Origin of the sequence: Enterobacter sp. RHBSTW-00994 (assembly GCF_013782625.1) — a bacterium.
Lineage (GTDB): Bacteria > Pseudomonadota > Gammaproteobacteria > Enterobacterales > Enterobacteriaceae > Enterobacter.
In genome coordinates this window covers 4,387,509-4,404,963 of record NZ_CP056199.1, presented here as the reverse complement: position 1 = coordinate 4,404,963, position 17,455 = coordinate 4,387,509, and the positions used below count along the sequence as shown (strand labels likewise).

Genomic DNA, 17,455 nt, shown 5'->3' with positions numbered 1-17,455 from the left:
TATGGAAAAAATTACATTGACCGTGCCAGCCAGCCGCGTGTTAAGCGGCAGAGCGCTGGCAGGGGTTGTCGGCTCAGGGGATATGGAGGTGCTATTCAGCGCCGACCAGGGGCAGACCTTAACTATTGATATCACCACTTCTGTCGACAACAGCCGTCGTCGCTGGGATGCACTGTTCAATCGTCTGCAAACCGTCAGCAGCCTGCCTGCAGGCAAACTGACGATCCACGATTTTGGCGCAACACCGGGTGTCGCGCGCATTCGTATCGAACAGGTTTTTGAAGAGGTGAATCATGCGTGATGACCGTAGTTTTATCGAACTAAAAGCACGTCAGCGTGCCCATGCCCTGCTGGATGACGGCAGCTACCGCGAACTGCTCGATCCGTTTGAAGGCATTATTTCACCCTGGCTGGGGCCACAGGGCATTGTGCCACAGGCCGACGACGGCATGGTGGTTGCCAAAGGGACAATCAATGGACAGCCTGCGGTGGTTGTCGCCATTGAAGGGGCATTCCAGGGGGGCAGCATGGGTGAAGTGTCCGGCGCCAAGATGGCGGCGGCACTGGAGCTGGCGGCAGAAGATAACCGCAACGGCATTCCGACACAGGCGGTTCTGTGCCTTGAAACCGGCGGTGTGCGTTTGCAGGAAGCGAATCTTGGTCTGGCGGCGATTGCCGATATCCATGCGGCGATAGTTGACCTGCGCCGCTATACCCCGGTGGTGGGTATTGTGGCCGGGACCGTCGGCTGTTTCGGCGGGATGTCCATTGCCGCCGCACTGTGCAGCTACCTGATTGTGACCCGTGAAGCGCGTCTTGGCCTCAACGGCCCGCAGGTTATTGAGCAGGAAGCGGGCATTGAAGAGTACGACTCCCGCGACCGTCCGTTTATCTGGAGCATGACCGGTGGCGAAGTGCGCTACCAGAGTGGTCTGGTGGATGCGCTGGTGGGGGATGGTGTGAATGCGGTGAAACAGGCGATGAATGACGCCATCGCCAAAGGCGTTCCGGCAAAGCATCGTACCGATAACTATGACGATTATCTGAACCGCCTGACGGCATTCGACACCCGCAAACAGGCCGATGCCGAACAAATCAAGGCGCTTTTTGCCCGGGAGGTGAAATGATGACTAGCTCAATAAGCCGCGGCGAATTATGGCTGCAAACCCTCGCTCCGAATGCGAAACGTCTGGAAGGATTATGCCCGTCCGTACAGGCAACTGACGGTGAACTCAACGGTGAAGCGGTGCGTTTCGTGGCGGTTGTCCCGGATGCGAATAATCACTTCCCGCGTGCAGCGAAGGGCGAAGTGGGTCTGCTGGAAGGGTGGACGCTGGCCAAAGTGGTGAGTGAAACCGTTGCCGCTGATGCAGATAAAACCGTGAAGCGCCCGATTGTGGCCGTGATTGACGTTCCGAGCCAGGCCTATGGTCGTCGCGAAGAGGCGTTTGGTATTCACCAGGCGCTGGCCGGTGCGGCGGCAGCGTATGCCAATGCGCGCCTGGCCGGGCATCCGGTGATTGGTCTGATTGTGGGAAAAGCGATGTCTGGTGCGTTTTTGGCGCATGGCTACCAGGCCAACCGCCTGATCGCATTCAACGATAAAGGCGTGCTGATCCACGCGATGGGGAAAGAGTCTGCGGCACGCATTACGCTGCGTACCGTGGAGGCACTGGAAAAACTGGCTGCCACCATCCCACCAATGGCCTATGACATCAGTAACTACGCTACGCTGGGGCTGCTTGAGAACCTGCTGGATATCAGCAATCCGGATGCCCCCACAACACATGATCTGGCGCAGGTGAAAACCACGCTGCAACAGGCCATCAACGACGCACGTCAGGACACCACGTTAAAAAATCGTCTGGGTGCTGACAACCGCCGCAGCTCTGCTCTTGTACGCGAACGTATGCGAGCAAGCTGGTAAGTAACAATAGACCTGCCAGATGCATTACCCCGTGGGCGCGCCCGTAGCGCCCGCGCGGGATGCTGCATCCTGAAAAATAATAATCATCGCACCAGTGCTAAACATTTTTTATTTATTACAGGTGATATATGACTTACGTAATTGTTCATGCTCTTGCGCCAATTTTCATCATCATGCTACTGGGATTCTGGGCCGGTAAGGCAAAGATGGTCGATAACAAAAATGTTTCCCTGCTTAATATCTTCGTCATGGATTTTGCCCTGCCCGCTGCCCTGTTCAGTGCCACTGTGCAAACACCCTGGACGGGGATTGTGGCGCAGTCGCCGCTGATTCTGGTGCTGACTCTGGCGATGTGGATCACCTACGCCATCCTCTATTTCCTGGCAACCAGCGTCTTTAAAAAATCTCCACAGGATGCCGCTGTACTGACGCTGACAGTCGCTCTGCCAAACTACGCCGCGCTCGGCCTGCCGATCCTGGGAAGTGTGCTGGGAGAAGGGTCTTCAACATCGCTGTCTGTTGCCGTGTCAATTGCTTGCGGTTCTGTACTGATGACCCCGTTCTGTCTGCTGATCCTGGAACGCGAAAAAGCCCGAGCTGATGGCAATAACTCTGGTTCTACGCTGGCGATGTTGCCGGTACTGATGTGGCGCTCGATCAAAAAACCGATTGTGATGGGCCCGCTGCTGGGGGTGATTTTATCTGCCATTGGCATCAAAATGCCGGAGCTGGTTCTGGCTGCGATTAAACCGCTGGGCTTGTCTGCAACTGCTGCCGCGCTGTTCCTGACCGGTGTTATTCTTTCTGCCCGTAAACTGCAGATCAACACCATGGTGATCACCTCGACTGTCGCCAAACTGCTGATCCAGCCTGCGATTGCCTGGGGCATTGTGCTGATCTTCGGTCTGCACGGTTCTGTGGCGATTACCGCCATTCTGATGATTGCGCTGTCTGCTGGCTTCTTTGGTGTGGTGTTCGGCAACCGCTTTGGCGTGCAGTCGCCGGATGCAGAAGCTGTGCTGCTGTTAAGCTCCGTCCTGTGTATCCTGTCACTGCCGCTGTTTATCTCGCTGACTTCAGGAATGTAATCATGACCACAACATTACGCCCACACGACCTCATCTGGCTTACCGCGCGTGACGCGCTGGAAGGTATTACTGAATCCTGGGTGGATACGGTCTGGCATTCTGGTCTGCCGGTGGTCGTGAGGCGTGATGTTGATAACGATGGCCGTATTCCCGTTGGCGTGCGTGGTTTGCGCCGCGATCAGCGTGCGGCTGGGTGGGTGAAACCGGAAAACGTACTTCGTGTGGTTTCACCGGAAGCCCTGAGTGTGACAGCCGATTTGTTGCGCTCACCCTTCATCACTCAGCCGCCAGTTCAGGTGGCGTTACAGCTTTCTCAGCACTCCTGGCCGTGGGTGTGGGGAATTACCGGCAGCACAGGCTATGCCCTGGCGACCGGTATTCCGGTTATCCACGCTGACAGTGACCTCGACCTGCTGATCCGCGCGCCACTCGCACTATCGCAAGACGCATTTTCCCTCTGGCAGAACCAACTGAGCCGTGCACTTTGTCGTGCGGATACGCAGGTGGATACCCCAGAAGGCGGTTTTGCGTTATCTGAGTGGCTACGGGACGGAAAAATCTTGTTAAAAACAGGCCATGGGCCGCGCCTGGTGGTCGACCCGTGGCACAGGGAGGCGTGATGAAAATACTGTTTACCTTTCCGGGGCAGGGGACACAACATCCCGATATGCTGCAACATTTGCCGGGTACGGAACTGGATCAGGCGCGTGAGATATTGGGAACCGAAGCCGATGCGCTGGACACCCCCGATTCGCTACGCCATACCCGTGCGGTACAGCTCTCTTTACTTATTGCCGGTGTCGCCTGGGCGCGTGAACTTGAGCGTCGAGGGATCTCGGCGGATATCGTCAGTGGCCTGTCGATAGGCGCTTATCCCGCTGCGGTGGTTGCCGGGGTGCTTGATTTTGCTGATGCGCTGCAGTTGGTAGCGCTGCGCGGTGATTTGATGGAACAAGCGTATCCGCATGGCTATGGGCTGACAGCCATCATGGGGCTCACGCTGTCTCAGGTCGAAACCCTGATCGCGGATAGCGGGACCTATATCGCGAACCTGAATGCTGAAACGCAGATTGTGATTGCCGGAAGTAATGAGGGGATGGCGCAGGTTGCGAAACGCGCGCTGGAAAAAGGGGCTTCGAAAGCGCACCGGCTGGCGGTTAGTGTACCTTCGCATTGCGAGCTGTTGGCTGAACCGGCGCGAAAACTGGAAGATGCTTTCCGCCAGGTTACGCTCTCCCGTCCGCGCTGTGCGTACCTGAGTGGTAGTACCGGGCGCGTACTCTGGCAGCCGGAAAAGATTGCCGATGATTTAGCGATGAACATGGCGCGGACAGTGCGCTGGCAGGACGCGGTGATCTCGGCAAATGAACGCGACGCGCGGCTGGCGATTGAAATGCCACCCGGCGGTGTGCTGACCTGCCTGACGAGACAGGCTGCGTGGGAAGGCGAGTCCATTTCGCTGGAACGCAGTGGCGTTGATGTGGCGGTGCATCTGGCGAAGCGGCTTCGGGCGTGATCTTTTGTCCGGTGGCGCTACGCTGATCTGGCCTGCGTTCCTGGTGTGATGCATCGCATCGCCACAGGACAAGACATCAGACGCCGTCCTGCAAGCTACGGGCGTACATCCGCCCTTCGGCGGCTAATGCCCGCAGGCTTGGATCTTGCTCGCGGTTGCGGGCAAAGACAATGGCGATAAGCTGTTGCATCTGGTACGGCTGTGCCAGCTTCAAAAGTTGCACTGAGTTCTCATACACCTTCTTCATTCTGCCGGGCATCAGCGTAAAGCCCACGCCCGCCTGTACCAGACTCAGCATCGAGAAGATGTCATTCACGCGGGTGACGATCTCAGGCTCAAATCCGGCAATGTGAAAGGCTTCCTGAAAACCGGCATAAGTGGCAAACCCTTCCGCCAGGGCGACAAATTTCTGATCTTTATAATCGCGCAGGTCGGCCAGCCCGCTGGTGTGTAACGTGGCCGAAGCTGGGGCCGCCAGGAAGATATCATCATGAAACAGCGGCAGAACTTCGAGGCTGTTGCGGTCAATATCACTTTCAGAGATGGAGATTAAAATCGCATCCAGCGAGCCTTCATCCAGCATGTGCAACAAGGTTTCGTTAGAGCCCATCGTGAGATCCATCTCAAGATCCGGGCGGCGCAATTTCATACCCATAATCAGGCGGGGCACGGTTTCCAGCGTTAACGAATACAGCGTGCCGACACGTAAGCGTCCCTGGCCGATACCGGCAATTTTTCGCGCTTCTTCTAACCCGCGCTCCATCACCTGCATCACTTCCTGGCAATATTCCAGCAGTGTCCAGGCGGAGGGGAGCGCAATCAGGTTGCGGCCTTTGTGGGTGAAGAGCGGGCAGCGGACATTCTCTTCCAGAGTATGCAGTGCACGATGCACGCTGACGCCGCTCAGGCCCAGAGTTTCGGCGGTACGCGCGATGTTACCTTTTTCCATAAAAGTCATGAAAATACTGAGCTTGCGGAATGTAATGTCGCTCGTGATATCGAAACTCATAACCCTCCCTGCGTGTTAGTCGGCCTGTAGCATCGCTTCGAGTTGTTCCTGGGCATCGAGCCAGGCCATCTCACACTCTTCGAGGCTGGATTTGGTTTTCGCCTGCGTTTGCAGACAATCTGTCAGCTCTGCTTTTCGGCTTTGGTCGTACAACCCGCTATCACCTAGTTTTTCTTCAACGGCGGCAAGTGTGGCGTTGAGCTTCTCCATCTCTTTTTCCAGACGGGCAATTTCTTTGCGCAGGGGTTGCGTCTGGGTACGTCGTTCCGCTTCACGACGCTTCTGGTCTTTCCGCGACTGTGCGCTGTTAGCATTGTCTTTCGAGGCATCCTCAGGCTGGTTCTCCTGCTTCTGCACGTCTGTCAGCCACTGCTGGTAATCTTCCAGATCGCCGTCGAACGGTTCAACTTTTCCGTCATGCACCAGATAGAGATCGTCAGTGGTGGAACGGATCAGGTGGCGATCATGCGACACCACGACCAGTGCACCTTCGAATTCAATCAACGCCTCGGTGAGTGCCTGACGCATATCGAGATCGAGGTGGTTGGTTGGTTCATCAAGTAGCAGCAGGTTCGGACGCTGCCAGACAATCAGTGCCAGCACCAGACGGGCTTTTTCTCCGCCTGAGAAACGTTCGGTATTTTCCGTGACCTTGTCGCCCTGGAAGCCGAATCCGCCGAGGTAGTCGCGGAGCTTCTGCTCCATCTCCTGTGGCGCGAGGCGTGCGAGGTGCTGAACAGGAGATTCATCCGCGCGTAAAAATTCCAGCTGATGCTGGGCGAAGTAACCCAGTTTAATACCCTTTGCCAGACCAATATCACCGCTGACCGGGTTAAGCTCGCCCGCCAGCAGCTTAATGAGCGTCGACTTACCTGCGCCGTTACGTCCCAGCAGACCAATGCGGGAGCCAGGGACGAGGTTGAGCTTGATGGAGTCCAGGATAATGCGATCGCCATAACCGGCGCTGACCTTTTCCATTTTTAGCAGCGGGTTAGGCAGGCTTTCCGGTTCACGGAAGCTGAAATGGAAGGGGTTATCCACGTGCGCCGGGGCAATCATCTCCATACGTTCGAGCATTTTGATACGGCTTTGCGCCTGCTTGGCTTTAGAGGCTTTTGCTTTAAAGCGGTCGACAAAGCTTTGCAGATGGGCCACTCGCTGTTGTTGGCTTTCGTACATGGATTGCTGTTGGGCGAGGCGTGTTGCACGCTGGCGCTCGAAAGAGCTGTAGTTGCCGGTGTATTCGAACATCGTCTGTTGCTCGATATGAATGATTTTGTCCACCACCGGGTCAAGGAAATCACGGTCGTGGGAGATCAAAATCAGGGTTCCCTGATAGCTTTTCAGCCATTTTTCCAGCCAGATAACCGCATCGAGATCGAGGTGGTTAGTCGGTTCATCGAGCAACAATAAGTCTGAGCGGCAGATCAGCGCCTGAGCCAGGTTGAGGCGCATACGCCAGCCGCCGGAGAAATCGCTGACCGGGCGTTCGAGTTGTTCGTTGCTGAAACCCAGACCGTGCAGCAGGCTGGAAGCACGGGAACGGATGGTCCAGGCATCAATGGCGTCCAGCTTGCCGTGAACGGTGGCGATCGCATGGCCGTCGTCTCGCTCATTTGCCGCACGCAGTTCGCTCTCAAGTTTGCGGTACTCACGGTCACCGTCAATCACATAGTCGAGAGCAGGTTCACTCAGGGCAGGTGTCTCCTGGTTGACCCACGCCAGTTGCCAGTTGCCCGGAAACGTGAAGTTACCGCCATCAGCGCTAATCTCGTTTTTCAGGAGTGACAGCAGGGTGGATTTGCCGCAGCCATTTTTGCCGACCAGACCGACTTTTTGGCCAGGATTGATGGTGGCTGTTGCGTTATCCAGCAGGACGCGCACACCACGACGAATTTGTAACGAGGAGAAAACAATCATAGAAGCGCCGTATGTTCCGACTATGTTAATTTGTCATTATGATAATGTAAGGTGTGCGCCATTTTCCGCACCGGGCCGCCATGGTAGCCCAAAACGACGACTTTACACAAAAACAGAAACAGAACCGGGAGGGGAGTGATGTCTCAGACAGCAAAAGTGCTGCTGCTGTATGCCCATCCGGAATCTCAGGACTCGGTGGCAAACCGGGTTCTGCTTAAGCCGGCTTTACAGCTCAACAATGTAACGGTGCACGACCTCTACGCGCACTATCCCGATTTTTTTATCGATATCCCTTTCGAGCAGGAATTGCTGCGCCAGCATGATGTGATTGTGTTCCAGCATCCGCTTTATACCTACAGTTGTCCCGCGTTGCTGAAAGAGTGGCTTGACCGGGTACTGAGCCGGGGGTTCTCCAGTGGAGTAGGGGGAAACCAACTGGCGGGAAAGTACTGGCGTAGTGTAATTACGACCGGTGAGCCAGAGAGCGCCTACCGTCACGACAGCCTTAACCGTTACCCGATGAGCGATATTCTGCGACCGTTTGAACTGACGGCCGCCATGTGCCGTATGCACTGGATGAGCCCGATTATTGTCTACTGGGCGCGTCGTCAGGAACCCAACGAGCTGGCGAGCCACGCTAAAGCATATGGCGAATGGCTGGCGTCGCCGATTCCGGCAGGAGGTCGCTGATGGAAGGCTCTAATTTGCTGCTGGCCGGTGTGCTGTTTTTGTTTGCGGCGGTCGTTGCTGTGCCACTGGCCTCGCGACTGGGTATTGGCGCAGTTCTGGGGTATCTGCTGGCGGGCATTGCTATTGGTCCCTGGGGACTTGGATTTATCAGTGATGTGGATGAAATCCTGCACTTCTCCGAGCTGGGCGTTGTTTTCCTGATGTTCATCATTGGCCTTGAATTGAACCCGTCAAAACTGTGGCAGCTTCGTCGCTCTATTTTTGGTGTCGGCGCAGCGCAGGTGATCTTCAGTGCCGCCATTCTTGGCGGCTTGCTGATGCTGACGGATTTTTCCTGGCAGGCAGCAGTGATTGGCGGCATAGGGTTGGCGATGTCTTCTACGGCCATGGCACTGCAGCTTATGCGCGATAAAGGCATGAACCGGAGTGAGGCTGGCCAATTGGGGTTTTCGGTGTTGCTGTTTCAGGATCTGGCGGTGATCCCTGCGCTGGCGCTTGTCCCGTTGCTGGCAGGATCGGGCGATGAGCATTTTGACTGGGTTAAAATTTGTATGAAGGTGCTGGCATTTGCCGGCATGTTGATTGGCGGGCGTTTTTTACTGCGCCCGGTATTTCGCTTTATTGCGGCTTCAGGTGTGCGTGAGGTATTCACTGCGGCGACGTTGCTGTTGGTGTTAGGCTCTGCTTTGTTTATGGATGCGCTGGGCGTGTCTATGGCGCTCGGGACCTTTATCGCCGGGATATTGCTTGCGGAGAGCGAATACCGACATGAGCTGGAAATCGCGATTGATCCTTTTAAAGGGCTGCTGTTAGGGCTGTTCTTTATCTCGGTTGGCATGGCGCTCAATCTTGGCGTGTTGTACACCCATCTGCTGTGGGTGGTCATCAGCGTTGCTGTGCTGGTCGCGGTAAAAACGCTGGTGCTGTATGCCCTGGCACGTATTTACGGCCTGCGTAGCTCGGAAAGAATGCAGTTTGCCAGCGTGTTAAGCCAGGGGGGCGAGTTCGCGTTTGTACTCTTCTCCACAGCATCGTCCCAGAAATTGTTCAAAGATGATCAGATGGCGCTCCTGCTGGTGACGGTGACGTTATCGATGATGACGACACCGCTCCTGATGAAAATGGTTGATGCGTTCCTTGCCCGTCGGCTTAACCCGATAGATGATGAAGATGAAACGCCCTGGGTGCAGGATGATAAGCCCCAGGTGATCATTGTGGGTTTTGGGCGCTTTGGTCAGGTCATTGGTCGTTTGCTGATGGCGAACAAAATGCGCATTACGGTGCTTGAGCGTGATATCAGCGCGGTGAACCTGATGCGCAAATATGGCTATAAGGTGTATTACGGTGATGCCACTCAGCTTGAGCTGTTACGCTCTGCCGGGGCGGAAGCGGCAGAGTCGATAGTCATTACCTGCAATGAGCCGGAGGATACGATGAGGCTGGTGGAGTTGTGCCAGCAGCATTTTCCCCATTTACATATCCTGGCCAGGGCGCGTGGGCGCGTGGAGGCCCATGAGCTGTTGCAGGTGGGAGTAAAACATTTTTCACGTGAAACCTTCTCCAGTGCATTAGAACTTGGACGTAAGGCGCTGGTATCGTTGGGTATGCATCCGCACCAGGCTCAGCGGGCTCAGATGCATTTCCGTCGTCTGGATATGCGCATGCTGCGAGAACTCATGCCTGTTCATTCTGATACGGCGCAAATTTCCCGCGTGCGGGAAGCTCGTCGGGAGCTTGAAGAGATTTTCCAGCGTGAAATGCAGCAGGAGCGACGCCAACTGGATGGCTGGGATGAATTTGAATAAAAGGTAAAAAAGCATGGCTGTACGTAAACGCTTTATCGCAGGTGCAAAATGCCCGTCCTGCCAGGCGCAAGATTCGCTGGCAATGTGGCGCGAGAATAATGTTGATGTTGTTGAGTGTGTTAAGTGCGGCCACCAGATGCGTGAGGCCGATAAACAGGCTCGCGAGCATGTTCGCAAAGAAGAGCAAGTCATTGGCATTTTTCATCCGGACTAGCGATATGCCCTGAGTTTTTTTAAGCTAAAGGGTACACGGGTGCAGATTTCCGCTACAATCTGCGCCAGCAATTTTCCCACGCTCAGGAGATATCATGAAAGTAGCAAAAGACCTGGTGGTCAGCCTGGCCTATCAGGTACGTACAGAAGACGGTGTGTTGGTTGATGAGTCTCCGGTGAGTGCGCCGCTTGACTACCTTCACGGTCACGGTTCTCTGATTTCCGGCCTGGAAAGCGCGCTGGACGGTCATGAAGTTGGCGACAAATTTGATGTTGCTGTAGGCGCAAACGACGCTTACGGTCAATATGACGACAACCTGGTGCAGCGCGTTCCGAAAGACGTGTTCATGGGTGTTGATGAGCTGCAGGTTGGCATGCGCTTCCTGGCTGAAACTGACCAGGGTCCCGTTCCGGTTGAAATTACCGAAGTGGAAGATGACCACGTTGTTGTTGACGGTAACCACATGCTGGCTGGCCAGAACCTGAAATTCAACGTTGAAGTTGTTGCGATCCGCGAAGCGACCGAAGAAGAGCTGGCTCATGGCCACGTTCACGGCGCTAACGGTCATGACCACGGTCACGATCACGACCATGACGGTTGCTGCGGCGGTCACGGCCACGATCATGACCACGGTCATGAACATGGCAAAGGCGGTTGTGGTGGTAACGGCGGTTGCGGTTGCCATTAATTCCGTTACACGGAAAATGAAAAAAGCGGGAATATCCCGCTTTTTTTACGCCTCAATAATGAGGTGGAGGTGTCTCTTCTGACTGAGAGGCGATGTGCGATGACTGTGTCGCTTTCACTTTTTCAGTGAGCAGGCGCATCAGATCTCGCAGTTTTGCCATTTCAAGTTCATGAGCCGTCACCGTCTGGTTGAGTTCTTCGATGGTGATGTCCTGAAAAGCCAGTCGGCTTTCCAGCTCGGCCAGTCTCTCTTCTAACATTGCATCTTTCATGATTCACCTCGTTTATCAATCTATCCCATATGGGGTGGCGGCGGCGAAGTCTAACCGAGTTTATCGTTAAGTGCAGCATCCATCCCATTGGCAAGAAACTTATTTAAACAAAAATAGTCTTAAAAGTGGCGAGAATAGGGAGAGTCTGTCTGTAGATTTCTTCCGCAACGTTTTATAGTACGCTTCTCATTTACGTTTAACGCTGGGGTGAGAGTCCCCAGGCCCTGGAGATATGGATGAAATCACTGTTTAAAGCAACGCTGCTGGCCACTACGATGGCTGTCGCACTGAATGCGCCGCTGTCTTTCGCTGCTGATACCGCTGCGAAGCCTGCTGCGACTGCAGACAGCAAAGCGGCGTTCAAAAATGACGACCAGAAATCCGCCTACGCACTGGGCGCATCTCTGGGCCGCTACATGGAAAACTCTCTGAAAGAGCAAGAAAAACTGGGCATCAAACTGGATAAAGCACAGTTGATCGCAGGTGTTCAGGATGCATTTGCTGATAAGAGCAAATTGACTGACCAGGAGATTGAGCAGACTCTGCAGGCATTCGAAGCTCGCGTGAAGGGTGCTGCTCAGGACAAGATGGATAAAGATGCAAAAGAAAACGAAGCGAAAGGCAAAGCCTACCGCGATACTTTTGCTAAAGAGAAAGGTGTGAAAACGTCCTCTACTGGTCTGGTCTATAAAGTAGAGAAGGAAGGTACAGGTGATGCGCCGAAAGACAGTGATACCGTTGTGGTCAACTACAAAGGTACGCTGATCGACGGTAAAGAGTTTGATAACTCTTACACCCGTGGCGAACCGCTCTCTTTCCGTCTGGACGGTGTGATCCCTGGCTGGACTGAAGGCCTGAAGAACATCAAAAAAGGCGGTAAAATCCAGCTGGTTATCCCACCAGATCTGGCTTACGGCAAAACAGGTGTCCCAGGTATTCCGGCAAACTCTACGCTGGTGTTTGACGTAGAATTGCTGGACATCAAACCGGCGCCGAAAGCTGACGCTAAACCGGAAGCCCCGGCAGACGATAAAGCCGCTGCCGCTGCGAAGAAATAATGTTGTGAAAACCGCCGCCTTCAAGGCGGCGGTTTTTTTATTGTGGGGCAGATATAATTAACGCTGGTAAGCGTTATACACGCTGTATTAATTTAGTTGTCCGTGTAGATAATGAGCCTGCCCTGAAAACGTAACGACAGGCTCCTGAAAAGGAGTGTTTTTTTCATGTCCAGGTCGCTTTTAACCAACGAAACCAGTGAACTTGATTTGCTGGATCAACGTCCTTTCGATCAGACCGACTTCGATATTCTGAAATCCTACGAAGCGGTAGTGGACGGGTTAGCGATGCTCATTGGGTCCCACTGCGAAATCGTATTGCACTCCCTGCAAGATCTAAAGTGTTCCGCCATCCGTATTGCCAATGGTGAGCATACTGGCCGCAAAATTGGCTCGCCAATCACCGACCTTGCATTGCGTATGTTGCACGACATGACCGGCGCGGACAGCAGCGTCTCCAAATGTTATTTCACTCGCGCCAAAAGCGGTGTACTGATGAAATCAGAAACCATCGCGATACGAAATCGTGAGCATCGTGTGATTGGACTGCTGTGCATCAACATGAACCTTGATGTGCCATTCTCGCAAATTATGAGCACCTTTATTCCGCCAGAAACACCAGATGTCGGTTCTTCAGTCAACTTTGCTTCTTCTGTCGAAGATCTCGTGACTCAAACGCTTGAGTTCACTATTGAAGAAGTGAATGCCGATCGCAATGTATCGAACAACGCGAAGAACCGTCAGATTGTGCTGAACCTCTATGAGAAAGGTATTTTTGATATCAAAGACGCCATTAACCAGGTTGCCGATCGTCTGAACATTTCCAAACACACTGTTTATCTCTATATCCGCCAGTTCAAAAGCGGTGATTTCCAGGGGCAAGATAAGTAATGCGTTTTGCTTTAATGGTGACGGGCCCGGCATATGGTACGCAGCAGGCCAGCAGTGCATTGCAATTTGCACAAGCGCTACTGGACGCGGGTCATGAACTGAGTAGCGTCTTTTTTTACCGTGAAGGGGTCTATAACGCGAATCAGTTCACTTCACCGGCTTCAGATGAGTTTGACCTGGTACGCGCCTGGCAATCCTTAAGCGAAAAGCAGGGCGTAGAATTACATATCTGTGTTGCAGCGGCGCTGCGTCGCGGTATCACGGATGCAGCAGAAGCGGCGCGTCTTGGTTTACCGGGTGCAAATCTGCAATCAGGATTCTTGCTGAGTGGTTTAGGCGCGCTTGCGCAGGCGGCGCTGACCTGTGACCGAATGGTGCAATTCTGATGAATCGTGTCGCGTTTGTTTTTTCTTCCGCTCCGCATGGTAGTGCTGCTGGCCGGGAAGGGTTGGATGCATTGCTGGCAACCTCCGCCTTAACCGAAGATATCGGTGTTTTCTTTCTGGGCGATGGCGTATTCCAGATACTGGGAGGGCAGTACCCGCAAGCTGTTCTCGCGCGCGACTATATTGCGACCTTTAAGGTTCTGCCTCTTTACGACATTGAAACCTTCTATGTTTGTGCTGACTCTCTGGCATCGCGTGGCCTTATGACAGATAAAGCCGCTTTTGTTCTGGACGTTACCATCCTTGCGGCGGGTCCGTTGCGCGAGCAACTCTCCCAGTACGACACCATTCTGACTTTCTGAGGCTGTCATGCTCCATACCTTGAGTCACTCCCCGTGGCAATGCGATATCGAAGCATTACTGAGAATGCTGAGTGAAGGCGATGATCTGTTGCTCATTCAGGATGGCGTTCTGGCGGCAATTGAAGATAGCCGCTTTGTTGAAATCCTCAACAATGCCCCCATATCTGTCTCTGCATTGAAGGAAGACATTGATGCGCGGGGTCTTGCTGGTCAAATTTCAGCCAAAATTAACGTGGTTGGCTATACTGATTTCGTTAATCTTGCAGTAAAGCATGCTGGTCAAATGAACTGGTGATCTGAGATCGCTGTATATTTCTTGACACCTTTTCGACAGAGCCCTAAAATTTCGCGTCCTCATATTGTATGAGGTCGTTTTATTACGTGTTTACGAAGCAAAAGCTAAAACCAGGAGCTATTTAATGGCAACAGTTAACCAGCTGGTACGCAAACCACGCGCTCGCAAAGTTGCAAAAAGCAACGTGCCTGCGCTGGAAGCCTGCCCGCAGAAACGTGGTGTATGTACTCGTGTATATACCACCACTCCTAAAAAACCAAACTCCGCACTGCGTAAAGTATGCCGTGTGCGTTTGACCAACGGTTTCGAAGTGACTTCCTACATCGGTGGTGAAGGTCACAACCTGCAGGAGCACTCCGTGATCCTGATCCGTGGCGGTCGTGTAAAAGACCTTCCGGGTGTTCGTTATCACACCGTTCGTGGTGCGCTTGACTGTTCCGGTGTTAAAGACCGTAAGCAGTCTCGTTCCAAGTATGGCGTGAAACGTCCTAAGGCTTAATGGTTCTCCGTTAAGTAAGGCCAAACTGTTTTATCTTAATGTCAAACTAAACTCTTAGAGTTTTGGACAATCCTGAATTAACAACGGAGTATTCCCATGCCACGTCGTCGCGTCATTGGTCAGCGTAAAATTCTTCCAGATCCGAAATTCGGATCAGAACTGCTGGCAAAATTTGTAAATATCCTGATGGTAGATGGTAAAAAATCTACTGCAGAAGCAATCGTATACAGCGCGCTTGAGACCCTGGCTCAGCGTTCTGGTAAAAATGAACTGGAAGCTTTCGAAGTCGCTCTCGACAACGTACGCCCGACTGTAGAAGTTAAGTCTCGCCGCGTTGGTGGTTCTACTTACCAGGTTCCAGTTGAAGTTCGTCCGGTTCGTCGTAATGCTCTGGCAATGCGTTGGATCGTTGAAGCTGCTCGTAAACGCGGTGATAAATCCATGGCTCTGCGTCTGGCGAACGAACTTTCTGATGCTGCAGACAACAAAGGTACTGCAGTTAAGAAACGTGAAGACGTTCACCGTATGGCAGAAGCCAACAAGGCGTTCGCACACTACCGTTGGTAATCCCTTCGGAGTCATAGTCACCAGGCGGGCACTTCAGCGAAGTTGCCCGTTCTGGGTTACTTAACTGAACGCCTAAAGAAACAAACGAGGAATCAAATGGCTCGTACAACACCCATCGCACGCTACCGTAACATCGGTATCAGTGCGCACATCGACGCCGGTAAAACCACTACTACCGAACGTATTCTGTTCTACACCGGTGTAAACCATAAAATCGGTGAAGTTCATGACGGCGCAGCTACCATGGACTGGATGGAGCAGGAGCAGGAACGTGGTATTACTATCACCTCCGCAGCGACTACTGCATTCTGGTCAGGTATGGCTAAGCAGTATGAACCGCATCGCGTTAACATCATCGACACCCCGGGCCACGTTGACTTCACAATCGAAGTAGAACGTTCCATGCGTGTTCTTGATGGTGCGGTAATGGTTTACTGCGCAGTTGGTGGTGTTCAGCCGCAGTCTGAAACCGTATGGCGTCAGGCAAACAAATATAAAGTTCCACGCATCGCGTTCGTTAACAAAATGGACCGTATGGGTGCTAACTTCCTGAAAGTTGTTGGTCAGATCAAAACCCGTCTGGGCGCGAACCCTGTTCCGCTGCAGTTGGCAATTGGTGCTGAAGAAGGTTTCACCGGTGTTGTTGACCTGGTGAAAATGAAAGCCATCAACTGGAACGAAGAAGATGCAGGCGTAACCTTCACTTATGAAGATATTCCAGCAGACATGCAGGATCTGGCTGACGAATGGCACCAGAACCTGATCGAGTCCGCTGCTGAAGCTTCAGAAGAGCTGATGGAAAAATACCTGGGTGGTGAAGAACTGACTGAAGAAGAGATCAAGAAAGCTCTGCGTCAGCGTGTTCTGAACAACGAAATCATCCTGGTAACCTGTGGTTCTGCGTTCAAGAACAAAGGTGTTCAGGCAATGCTGGATGCGGTAGTTGACTACCTGCCATCCCCAGTAGATGTTCCTGCGATCAACGGTATCCTGGACGACGGTAAAGACACTCCGGCTGAACGTCACGCAAGTGATGAAGAGCCGTTTGCTGCACTGGCGTTTAAAATTGCTACCGACCCGTTCGTGGGTAACTTGACGTTCTTCCGCGTGTACTCTGGCGTGGTTAACTCTGGTGACACCATCCTGAACTCCGTGAAAACTGCACGTGAACGTTTCGGTCGTATCGTACAGATGCACGCGAACAAACGTGAAGAGATCAAAGAAGTTCGTGCAGGCGACATCGCTGCTGCTATCGGTCTGAAAGACGTAACTACTGGTGACACCCTGTGTGATCCAGATGCGCCAATCATCCTGGAGCGTATGGAGTTCCCTGAGCCGGTAATCTCTATCGCGGTTGAACCAAAAACCAAAGCTGACCAGGAAAAAATGGGTCTGGCTCTGGGCCGTCTGGCTAAAGAAGACCCGTCATTCCGCGTATGGACTGACGAAGAATCTAACCAGACTATCATCGCTGGTATGGGTGAACTGCACCTCGACATCATCGTTGACCGTATGAAACGTGAATTCAACGTTGAAGCAAACGTGGGTAAACCTCAGGTTGCTTACCGCGAAGCGATTCGCCAGAAAGTTACTGATGTTGAAGGTAAACACGCTAAGCAGTCTGGTGGTCGCGGTCAGTATGGTCATGTTGTTATCGACATGTACCCACTGGAGCCGGGCTCTAACCCTAAAGGTTACGAGTTCGTCAACGACATTAAAGGCGGTGTAATTCCTGGTGAATACATCCCTGCCGTTGATAAGGGCATCCAGGAGCAGCTGAAGTCTGGTCCGCTGGCAGGTTACCCGGTTGTTGACATGGGTGTTCGTCTGCACTTCGGTTCTTACCATGACGTTGACTCCTCTGAACTGGCGTTTAAACTGGCTGCTTCTATTGCCTTTAAAGAAGGCTTTAAGAAAGCGAAACCAGTTCTGCTTGAACCAATCATGAAGGTTGAAGTAGAAACTCCAGAAGAGAACACCGGTGACGTTATCGGTGACTTGAGCCGTCGTCGTGGTATGCTGCGCGGTCAAGAATCCAACGTGACTGGCGTTGTGATCCACGCTGAAGTTCCGCTGTCTGAAATGTTCGGATATGCAACTCAGCTGCGTTCACTGACCAAAGGTCGTGCTTCTTACTCCATGGAGTTCCTGAAGTATGATGATGCGCCGAACAACGTTGCTCAGGCCGTAATCGAAGCCCGTGGTAAATAAGCCGCAGGGTTAAAAAACCAAAATCCCGTGCCCCCTCGGTGAGGGGGCACTATAGTAAGGA

The 17,455-nt window shown here is 53.1% G+C and carries 21 protein-coding genes; 18 read left to right on the top strand and 3 right to left on the bottom strand.

The window, feature by feature from the left end:
* Window position 1 precedes the first annotated feature (1 nt).
* The 6 genes from mdcC to mdcH all read left to right on the top strand — a co-directional run bounded on the left by mdcC (window position 2) and on the right by mdcH (window position 4,531).
* Window positions 2-301, top strand: coding sequence for a malonate decarboxylase acyl carrier protein (mdcC, locus tag HV346_RS21100; protein ID WP_181621097.1), 300 nt, complete (start codon window positions 2-4; stop codon window positions 299-301).
* Window positions 294-1,127, top strand: coding sequence for a biotin-independent malonate decarboxylase subunit beta (locus HV346_RS21095; protein WP_181621096.1), 834 nt, complete (start codon window positions 294-296; stop codon window positions 1,125-1,127). Before mdcC ends, HV346_RS21095 begins: the two co-directional genes overlap by 8 nt.
* Window positions 1,127-1,927: a biotin-independent malonate decarboxylase subunit gamma gene (gene mdcE / locus HV346_RS21090; protein ID WP_181623848.1), complete on the top strand. Its 801-nt coding sequence runs from the start codon at window positions 1,127-1,129 to the stop codon at window positions 1,925-1,927. The genes HV346_RS21095 and mdcE overlap by 1 nt, the downstream gene beginning before the upstream one ends.
* Before the next feature lie 128 nt (window positions 1,928-2,055).
* Window positions 2,056-3,015, top strand: a complete 960-nt coding sequence (locus HV346_RS21085) for an AEC family transporter (RefSeq protein ID WP_181621095.1) — start codon at window positions 2,056-2,058, stop codon at window positions 3,013-3,015.
* Between the two features lie 2 nt (window positions 3,016-3,017).
* Window positions 3,018-3,635 carry a malonate decarboxylase holo-ACP synthase gene (locus tag HV346_RS21080; protein ID WP_181621093.1) on the top strand — a complete coding sequence of 206 codons (618 nt, stop codon included), beginning with the start codon at window positions 3,018-3,020 and terminating at the stop codon, window positions 3,633-3,635.
* Window positions 3,635-4,531, top strand: coding sequence for a malonate decarboxylase subunit epsilon (gene mdcH / locus HV346_RS21075; RefSeq protein ID WP_181621091.1), 897 nt, complete (start codon window positions 3,635-3,637; stop codon window positions 4,529-4,531). The genes HV346_RS21080 and mdcH overlap by 1 nt, the downstream gene beginning before the upstream one ends.
* Window positions 4,532-4,607: 76 nt before the next feature.
* On the opposite strand, the gene HV346_RS21070 is transcribed toward mdcH, so the two are convergent.
* Window positions 4,608-5,540: a LysR substrate-binding domain-containing protein gene (locus HV346_RS21070; protein WP_181621090.1), complete on the bottom strand. Its 933-nt coding sequence runs from the start codon at window positions 5,538-5,540 to the stop codon at window positions 4,608-4,610.
* A gap of 15 nt (window positions 5,541-5,555) precedes the next feature.
* The gene (locus tag HV346_RS21065) at window positions 5,556-7,460 is read right to left on the bottom strand and encodes an ABC transporter ATP-binding protein (protein ID WP_181621088.1); all 1,905 of its coding nucleotides are present in this window, start codon (window positions 7,458-7,460) and stop codon (window positions 5,556-5,558) included.
* A gap of 138 nt (window positions 7,461-7,598) precedes the next feature.
* On the opposite strand from HV346_RS21065, the gene kefG reads away from it, so the two are divergent.
* The 4 genes from kefG (at window position 7,599) to slyD (ending at window position 10,857) form a co-directional block, all read left to right on the top strand.
* The gene (kefG, locus tag HV346_RS21060; RefSeq protein WP_181621086.1) at window positions 7,599-8,150 is read left to right on the top strand and encodes a glutathione-regulated potassium-efflux system ancillary protein KefG; all 552 of its coding nucleotides are present in this window, start codon (window positions 7,599-7,601) and stop codon (window positions 8,148-8,150) included.
* Window positions 8,150-9,955 (top strand): glutathione-regulated potassium-efflux system protein KefB, encoded by a 1,806-nt coding sequence (kefB, locus tag HV346_RS21055; protein WP_181621084.1) that lies wholly within the window; start codon window positions 8,150-8,152, stop codon window positions 9,953-9,955. The genes kefG and kefB overlap by 1 nt, the downstream gene beginning before the upstream one ends.
* Window positions 9,956-9,968: 13 nt before the next feature.
* On the top strand, window positions 9,969-10,169 hold the full coding sequence (locus tag HV346_RS21050; protein WP_181621083.1) for a YheV family putative zinc ribbon protein: 201 nt from the start codon (window positions 9,969-9,971) through the stop codon (window positions 10,167-10,169).
* A gap of 94 nt (window positions 10,170-10,263) precedes the next feature.
* Window positions 10,264-10,857, top strand: a complete 594-nt coding sequence (gene slyD / locus HV346_RS21045; RefSeq protein WP_181621081.1) for a peptidylprolyl isomerase — start codon at window positions 10,264-10,266, stop codon at window positions 10,855-10,857.
* A 52-nt stretch (window positions 10,858-10,909) separates the two neighbouring features.
* Here the strand turns inward: slyD and HV346_RS21040 are convergent, their stop codons facing one another.
* Window positions 10,910-11,128 carry a protein SlyX gene (locus HV346_RS21040; RefSeq protein WP_181621079.1) on the bottom strand — a complete coding sequence of 73 codons (219 nt, stop codon included), beginning with the start codon at window positions 11,126-11,128 and terminating at the stop codon, window positions 10,910-10,912.
* A gap of 236 nt (window positions 11,129-11,364) precedes the next feature.
* On the opposite strand from HV346_RS21040, the gene fkpA reads away from it, so the two are divergent.
* From fkpA to fusA, 8 genes are all read left to right on the top strand, one after another.
* Window positions 11,365-12,186 carry an FKBP-type peptidyl-prolyl cis-trans isomerase gene (gene fkpA, locus HV346_RS21035; RefSeq protein ID WP_181621078.1) on the top strand — a complete coding sequence of 274 codons (822 nt, stop codon included), beginning with the start codon at window positions 11,365-11,367 and terminating at the stop codon, window positions 12,184-12,186.
* 165 nt (window positions 12,187-12,351) lie between these two features.
* Window positions 12,352-13,074 carry a transcriptional regulator gene (locus HV346_RS21030; RefSeq protein ID WP_014171909.1) on the top strand — a complete coding sequence of 241 codons (723 nt, stop codon included), beginning with the start codon at window positions 12,352-12,354 and terminating at the stop codon, window positions 13,072-13,074.
* The gene (tusD, locus tag HV346_RS21025; protein ID WP_181621076.1) at window positions 13,074-13,460 is read left to right on the top strand and encodes a sulfurtransferase complex subunit TusD; all 387 of its coding nucleotides are present in this window, start codon (window positions 13,074-13,076) and stop codon (window positions 13,458-13,460) included. Before HV346_RS21030 ends, tusD begins: the two co-directional genes overlap by 1 nt.
* Window positions 13,460-13,822 (top strand): sulfurtransferase complex subunit TusC, encoded by a 363-nt coding sequence (gene tusC / locus HV346_RS21020; protein ID WP_181621074.1) that lies wholly within the window; start codon window positions 13,460-13,462, stop codon window positions 13,820-13,822. Before tusD ends, tusC begins: the two co-directional genes overlap by 1 nt.
* Before the next feature lie 7 nt (window positions 13,823-13,829).
* Entirely contained in the window at window positions 13,830-14,117 is a 288-nt protein-coding gene (tusB, locus tag HV346_RS21015; protein ID WP_181621073.1) for a sulfurtransferase complex subunit TusB, read from the top strand.
* Between the two features lie 124 nt (window positions 14,118-14,241).
* Window positions 14,242-14,616 (top strand): 30S ribosomal protein S12, encoded by a 375-nt coding sequence (rpsL, locus tag HV346_RS21010; RefSeq protein ID WP_003023654.1) that lies wholly within the window; start codon window positions 14,242-14,244, stop codon window positions 14,614-14,616.
* Window positions 14,617-14,712: 96 nt separating this feature from the next.
* Complete coding sequence (rpsG, locus tag HV346_RS21005) at window positions 14,713-15,183, top strand: 30S ribosomal protein S7 (protein WP_004106370.1); 471 nt, start codon at window positions 14,713-14,715, stop codon at window positions 15,181-15,183.
* Window positions 15,184-15,279: 96 nt separating this feature from the next.
* The gene (fusA, locus tag HV346_RS21000; protein WP_181621072.1) at window positions 15,280-17,394 is read left to right on the top strand and encodes an elongation factor G; all 2,115 of its coding nucleotides are present in this window, start codon (window positions 15,280-15,282) and stop codon (window positions 17,392-17,394) included.
* The last annotated feature ends 61 nt before the right edge of the window (window positions 17,395-17,455 follow it).

Excerpts from the sequence above, each read along its gene's own strand:
- mdcC (WP_181621097.1), top strand. The coding sequence starts at position 2 with ATGGAAAAAATTACATTGACCGTGCCAGCCAGCCGCGTGTTAAGCGGC.
- HV346_RS21095 (WP_181621096.1), top strand. The coding sequence starts at position 294 with ATGCGTGATGACCGTAGTTTTATCGAACTAAAAGCACGTCAGCGTGCC.
- mdcE (WP_181623848.1), top strand. The coding sequence starts at position 1,127 with ATGACTAGCTCAATAAGCCGCGGCGAATTATGGCTGCAAACCCTCGCT.
- HV346_RS21085 (WP_181621095.1), top strand. The coding sequence starts at position 2,056 with ATGACTTACGTAATTGTTCATGCTCTTGCGCCAATTTTCATCATCATG.
- HV346_RS21080 (WP_181621093.1), top strand. The coding sequence starts at position 3,018 with ATGACCACAACATTACGCCCACACGACCTCATCTGGCTTACCGCGCGT.
- mdcH (WP_181621091.1), top strand. The coding sequence starts at position 3,635 with ATGAAAATACTGTTTACCTTTCCGGGGCAGGGGACACAACATCCCGAT.
- HV346_RS21070 (WP_181621090.1), bottom strand. The coding sequence starts at position 5,540 with ATGAGTTTCGATATCACGAGCGACATTACATTCCGCAAGCTCAGTATT.
- HV346_RS21065 (WP_181621088.1), bottom strand. The coding sequence starts at position 7,460 with ATGATTGTTTTCTCCTCGTTACAAATTCGTCGTGGTGTGCGCGTCCTG.
- kefG (WP_181621086.1), top strand. The coding sequence starts at position 7,599 with ATGTCTCAGACAGCAAAAGTGCTGCTGCTGTATGCCCATCCGGAATCT.
- kefB (WP_181621084.1), top strand. The coding sequence starts at position 8,150 with ATGGAAGGCTCTAATTTGCTGCTGGCCGGTGTGCTGTTTTTGTTTGCG.
- HV346_RS21050 (WP_181621083.1), top strand. The coding sequence starts at position 9,969 with ATGGCTGTACGTAAACGCTTTATCGCAGGTGCAAAATGCCCGTCCTGC.
- slyD (WP_181621081.1), top strand. The coding sequence starts at position 10,264 with ATGAAAGTAGCAAAAGACCTGGTGGTCAGCCTGGCCTATCAGGTACGT.
- HV346_RS21040 (WP_181621079.1), bottom strand. The coding sequence starts at position 11,128 with ATGAAAGATGCAATGTTAGAAGAGAGACTGGCCGAGCTGGAAAGCCGA.
- fkpA (WP_181621078.1), top strand. The coding sequence starts at position 11,365 with ATGAAATCACTGTTTAAAGCAACGCTGCTGGCCACTACGATGGCTGTC.
- HV346_RS21030 (WP_014171909.1), top strand. The coding sequence starts at position 12,352 with ATGTCCAGGTCGCTTTTAACCAACGAAACCAGTGAACTTGATTTGCTG.
- tusD (WP_181621076.1), top strand. The coding sequence starts at position 13,074 with ATGCGTTTTGCTTTAATGGTGACGGGCCCGGCATATGGTACGCAGCAG.
- tusC (WP_181621074.1), top strand. The coding sequence starts at position 13,460 with ATGAATCGTGTCGCGTTTGTTTTTTCTTCCGCTCCGCATGGTAGTGCT.
- tusB (WP_181621073.1), top strand. The coding sequence starts at position 13,830 with ATGCTCCATACCTTGAGTCACTCCCCGTGGCAATGCGATATCGAAGCA.
- rpsL (WP_003023654.1), top strand. The coding sequence starts at position 14,242 with ATGGCAACAGTTAACCAGCTGGTACGCAAACCACGCGCTCGCAAAGTT.
- rpsG (WP_004106370.1), top strand. The coding sequence starts at position 14,713 with ATGCCACGTCGTCGCGTCATTGGTCAGCGTAAAATTCTTCCAGATCCG.
- fusA (WP_181621072.1), top strand. The coding sequence starts at position 15,280 with ATGGCTCGTACAACACCCATCGCACGCTACCGTAACATCGGTATCAGT.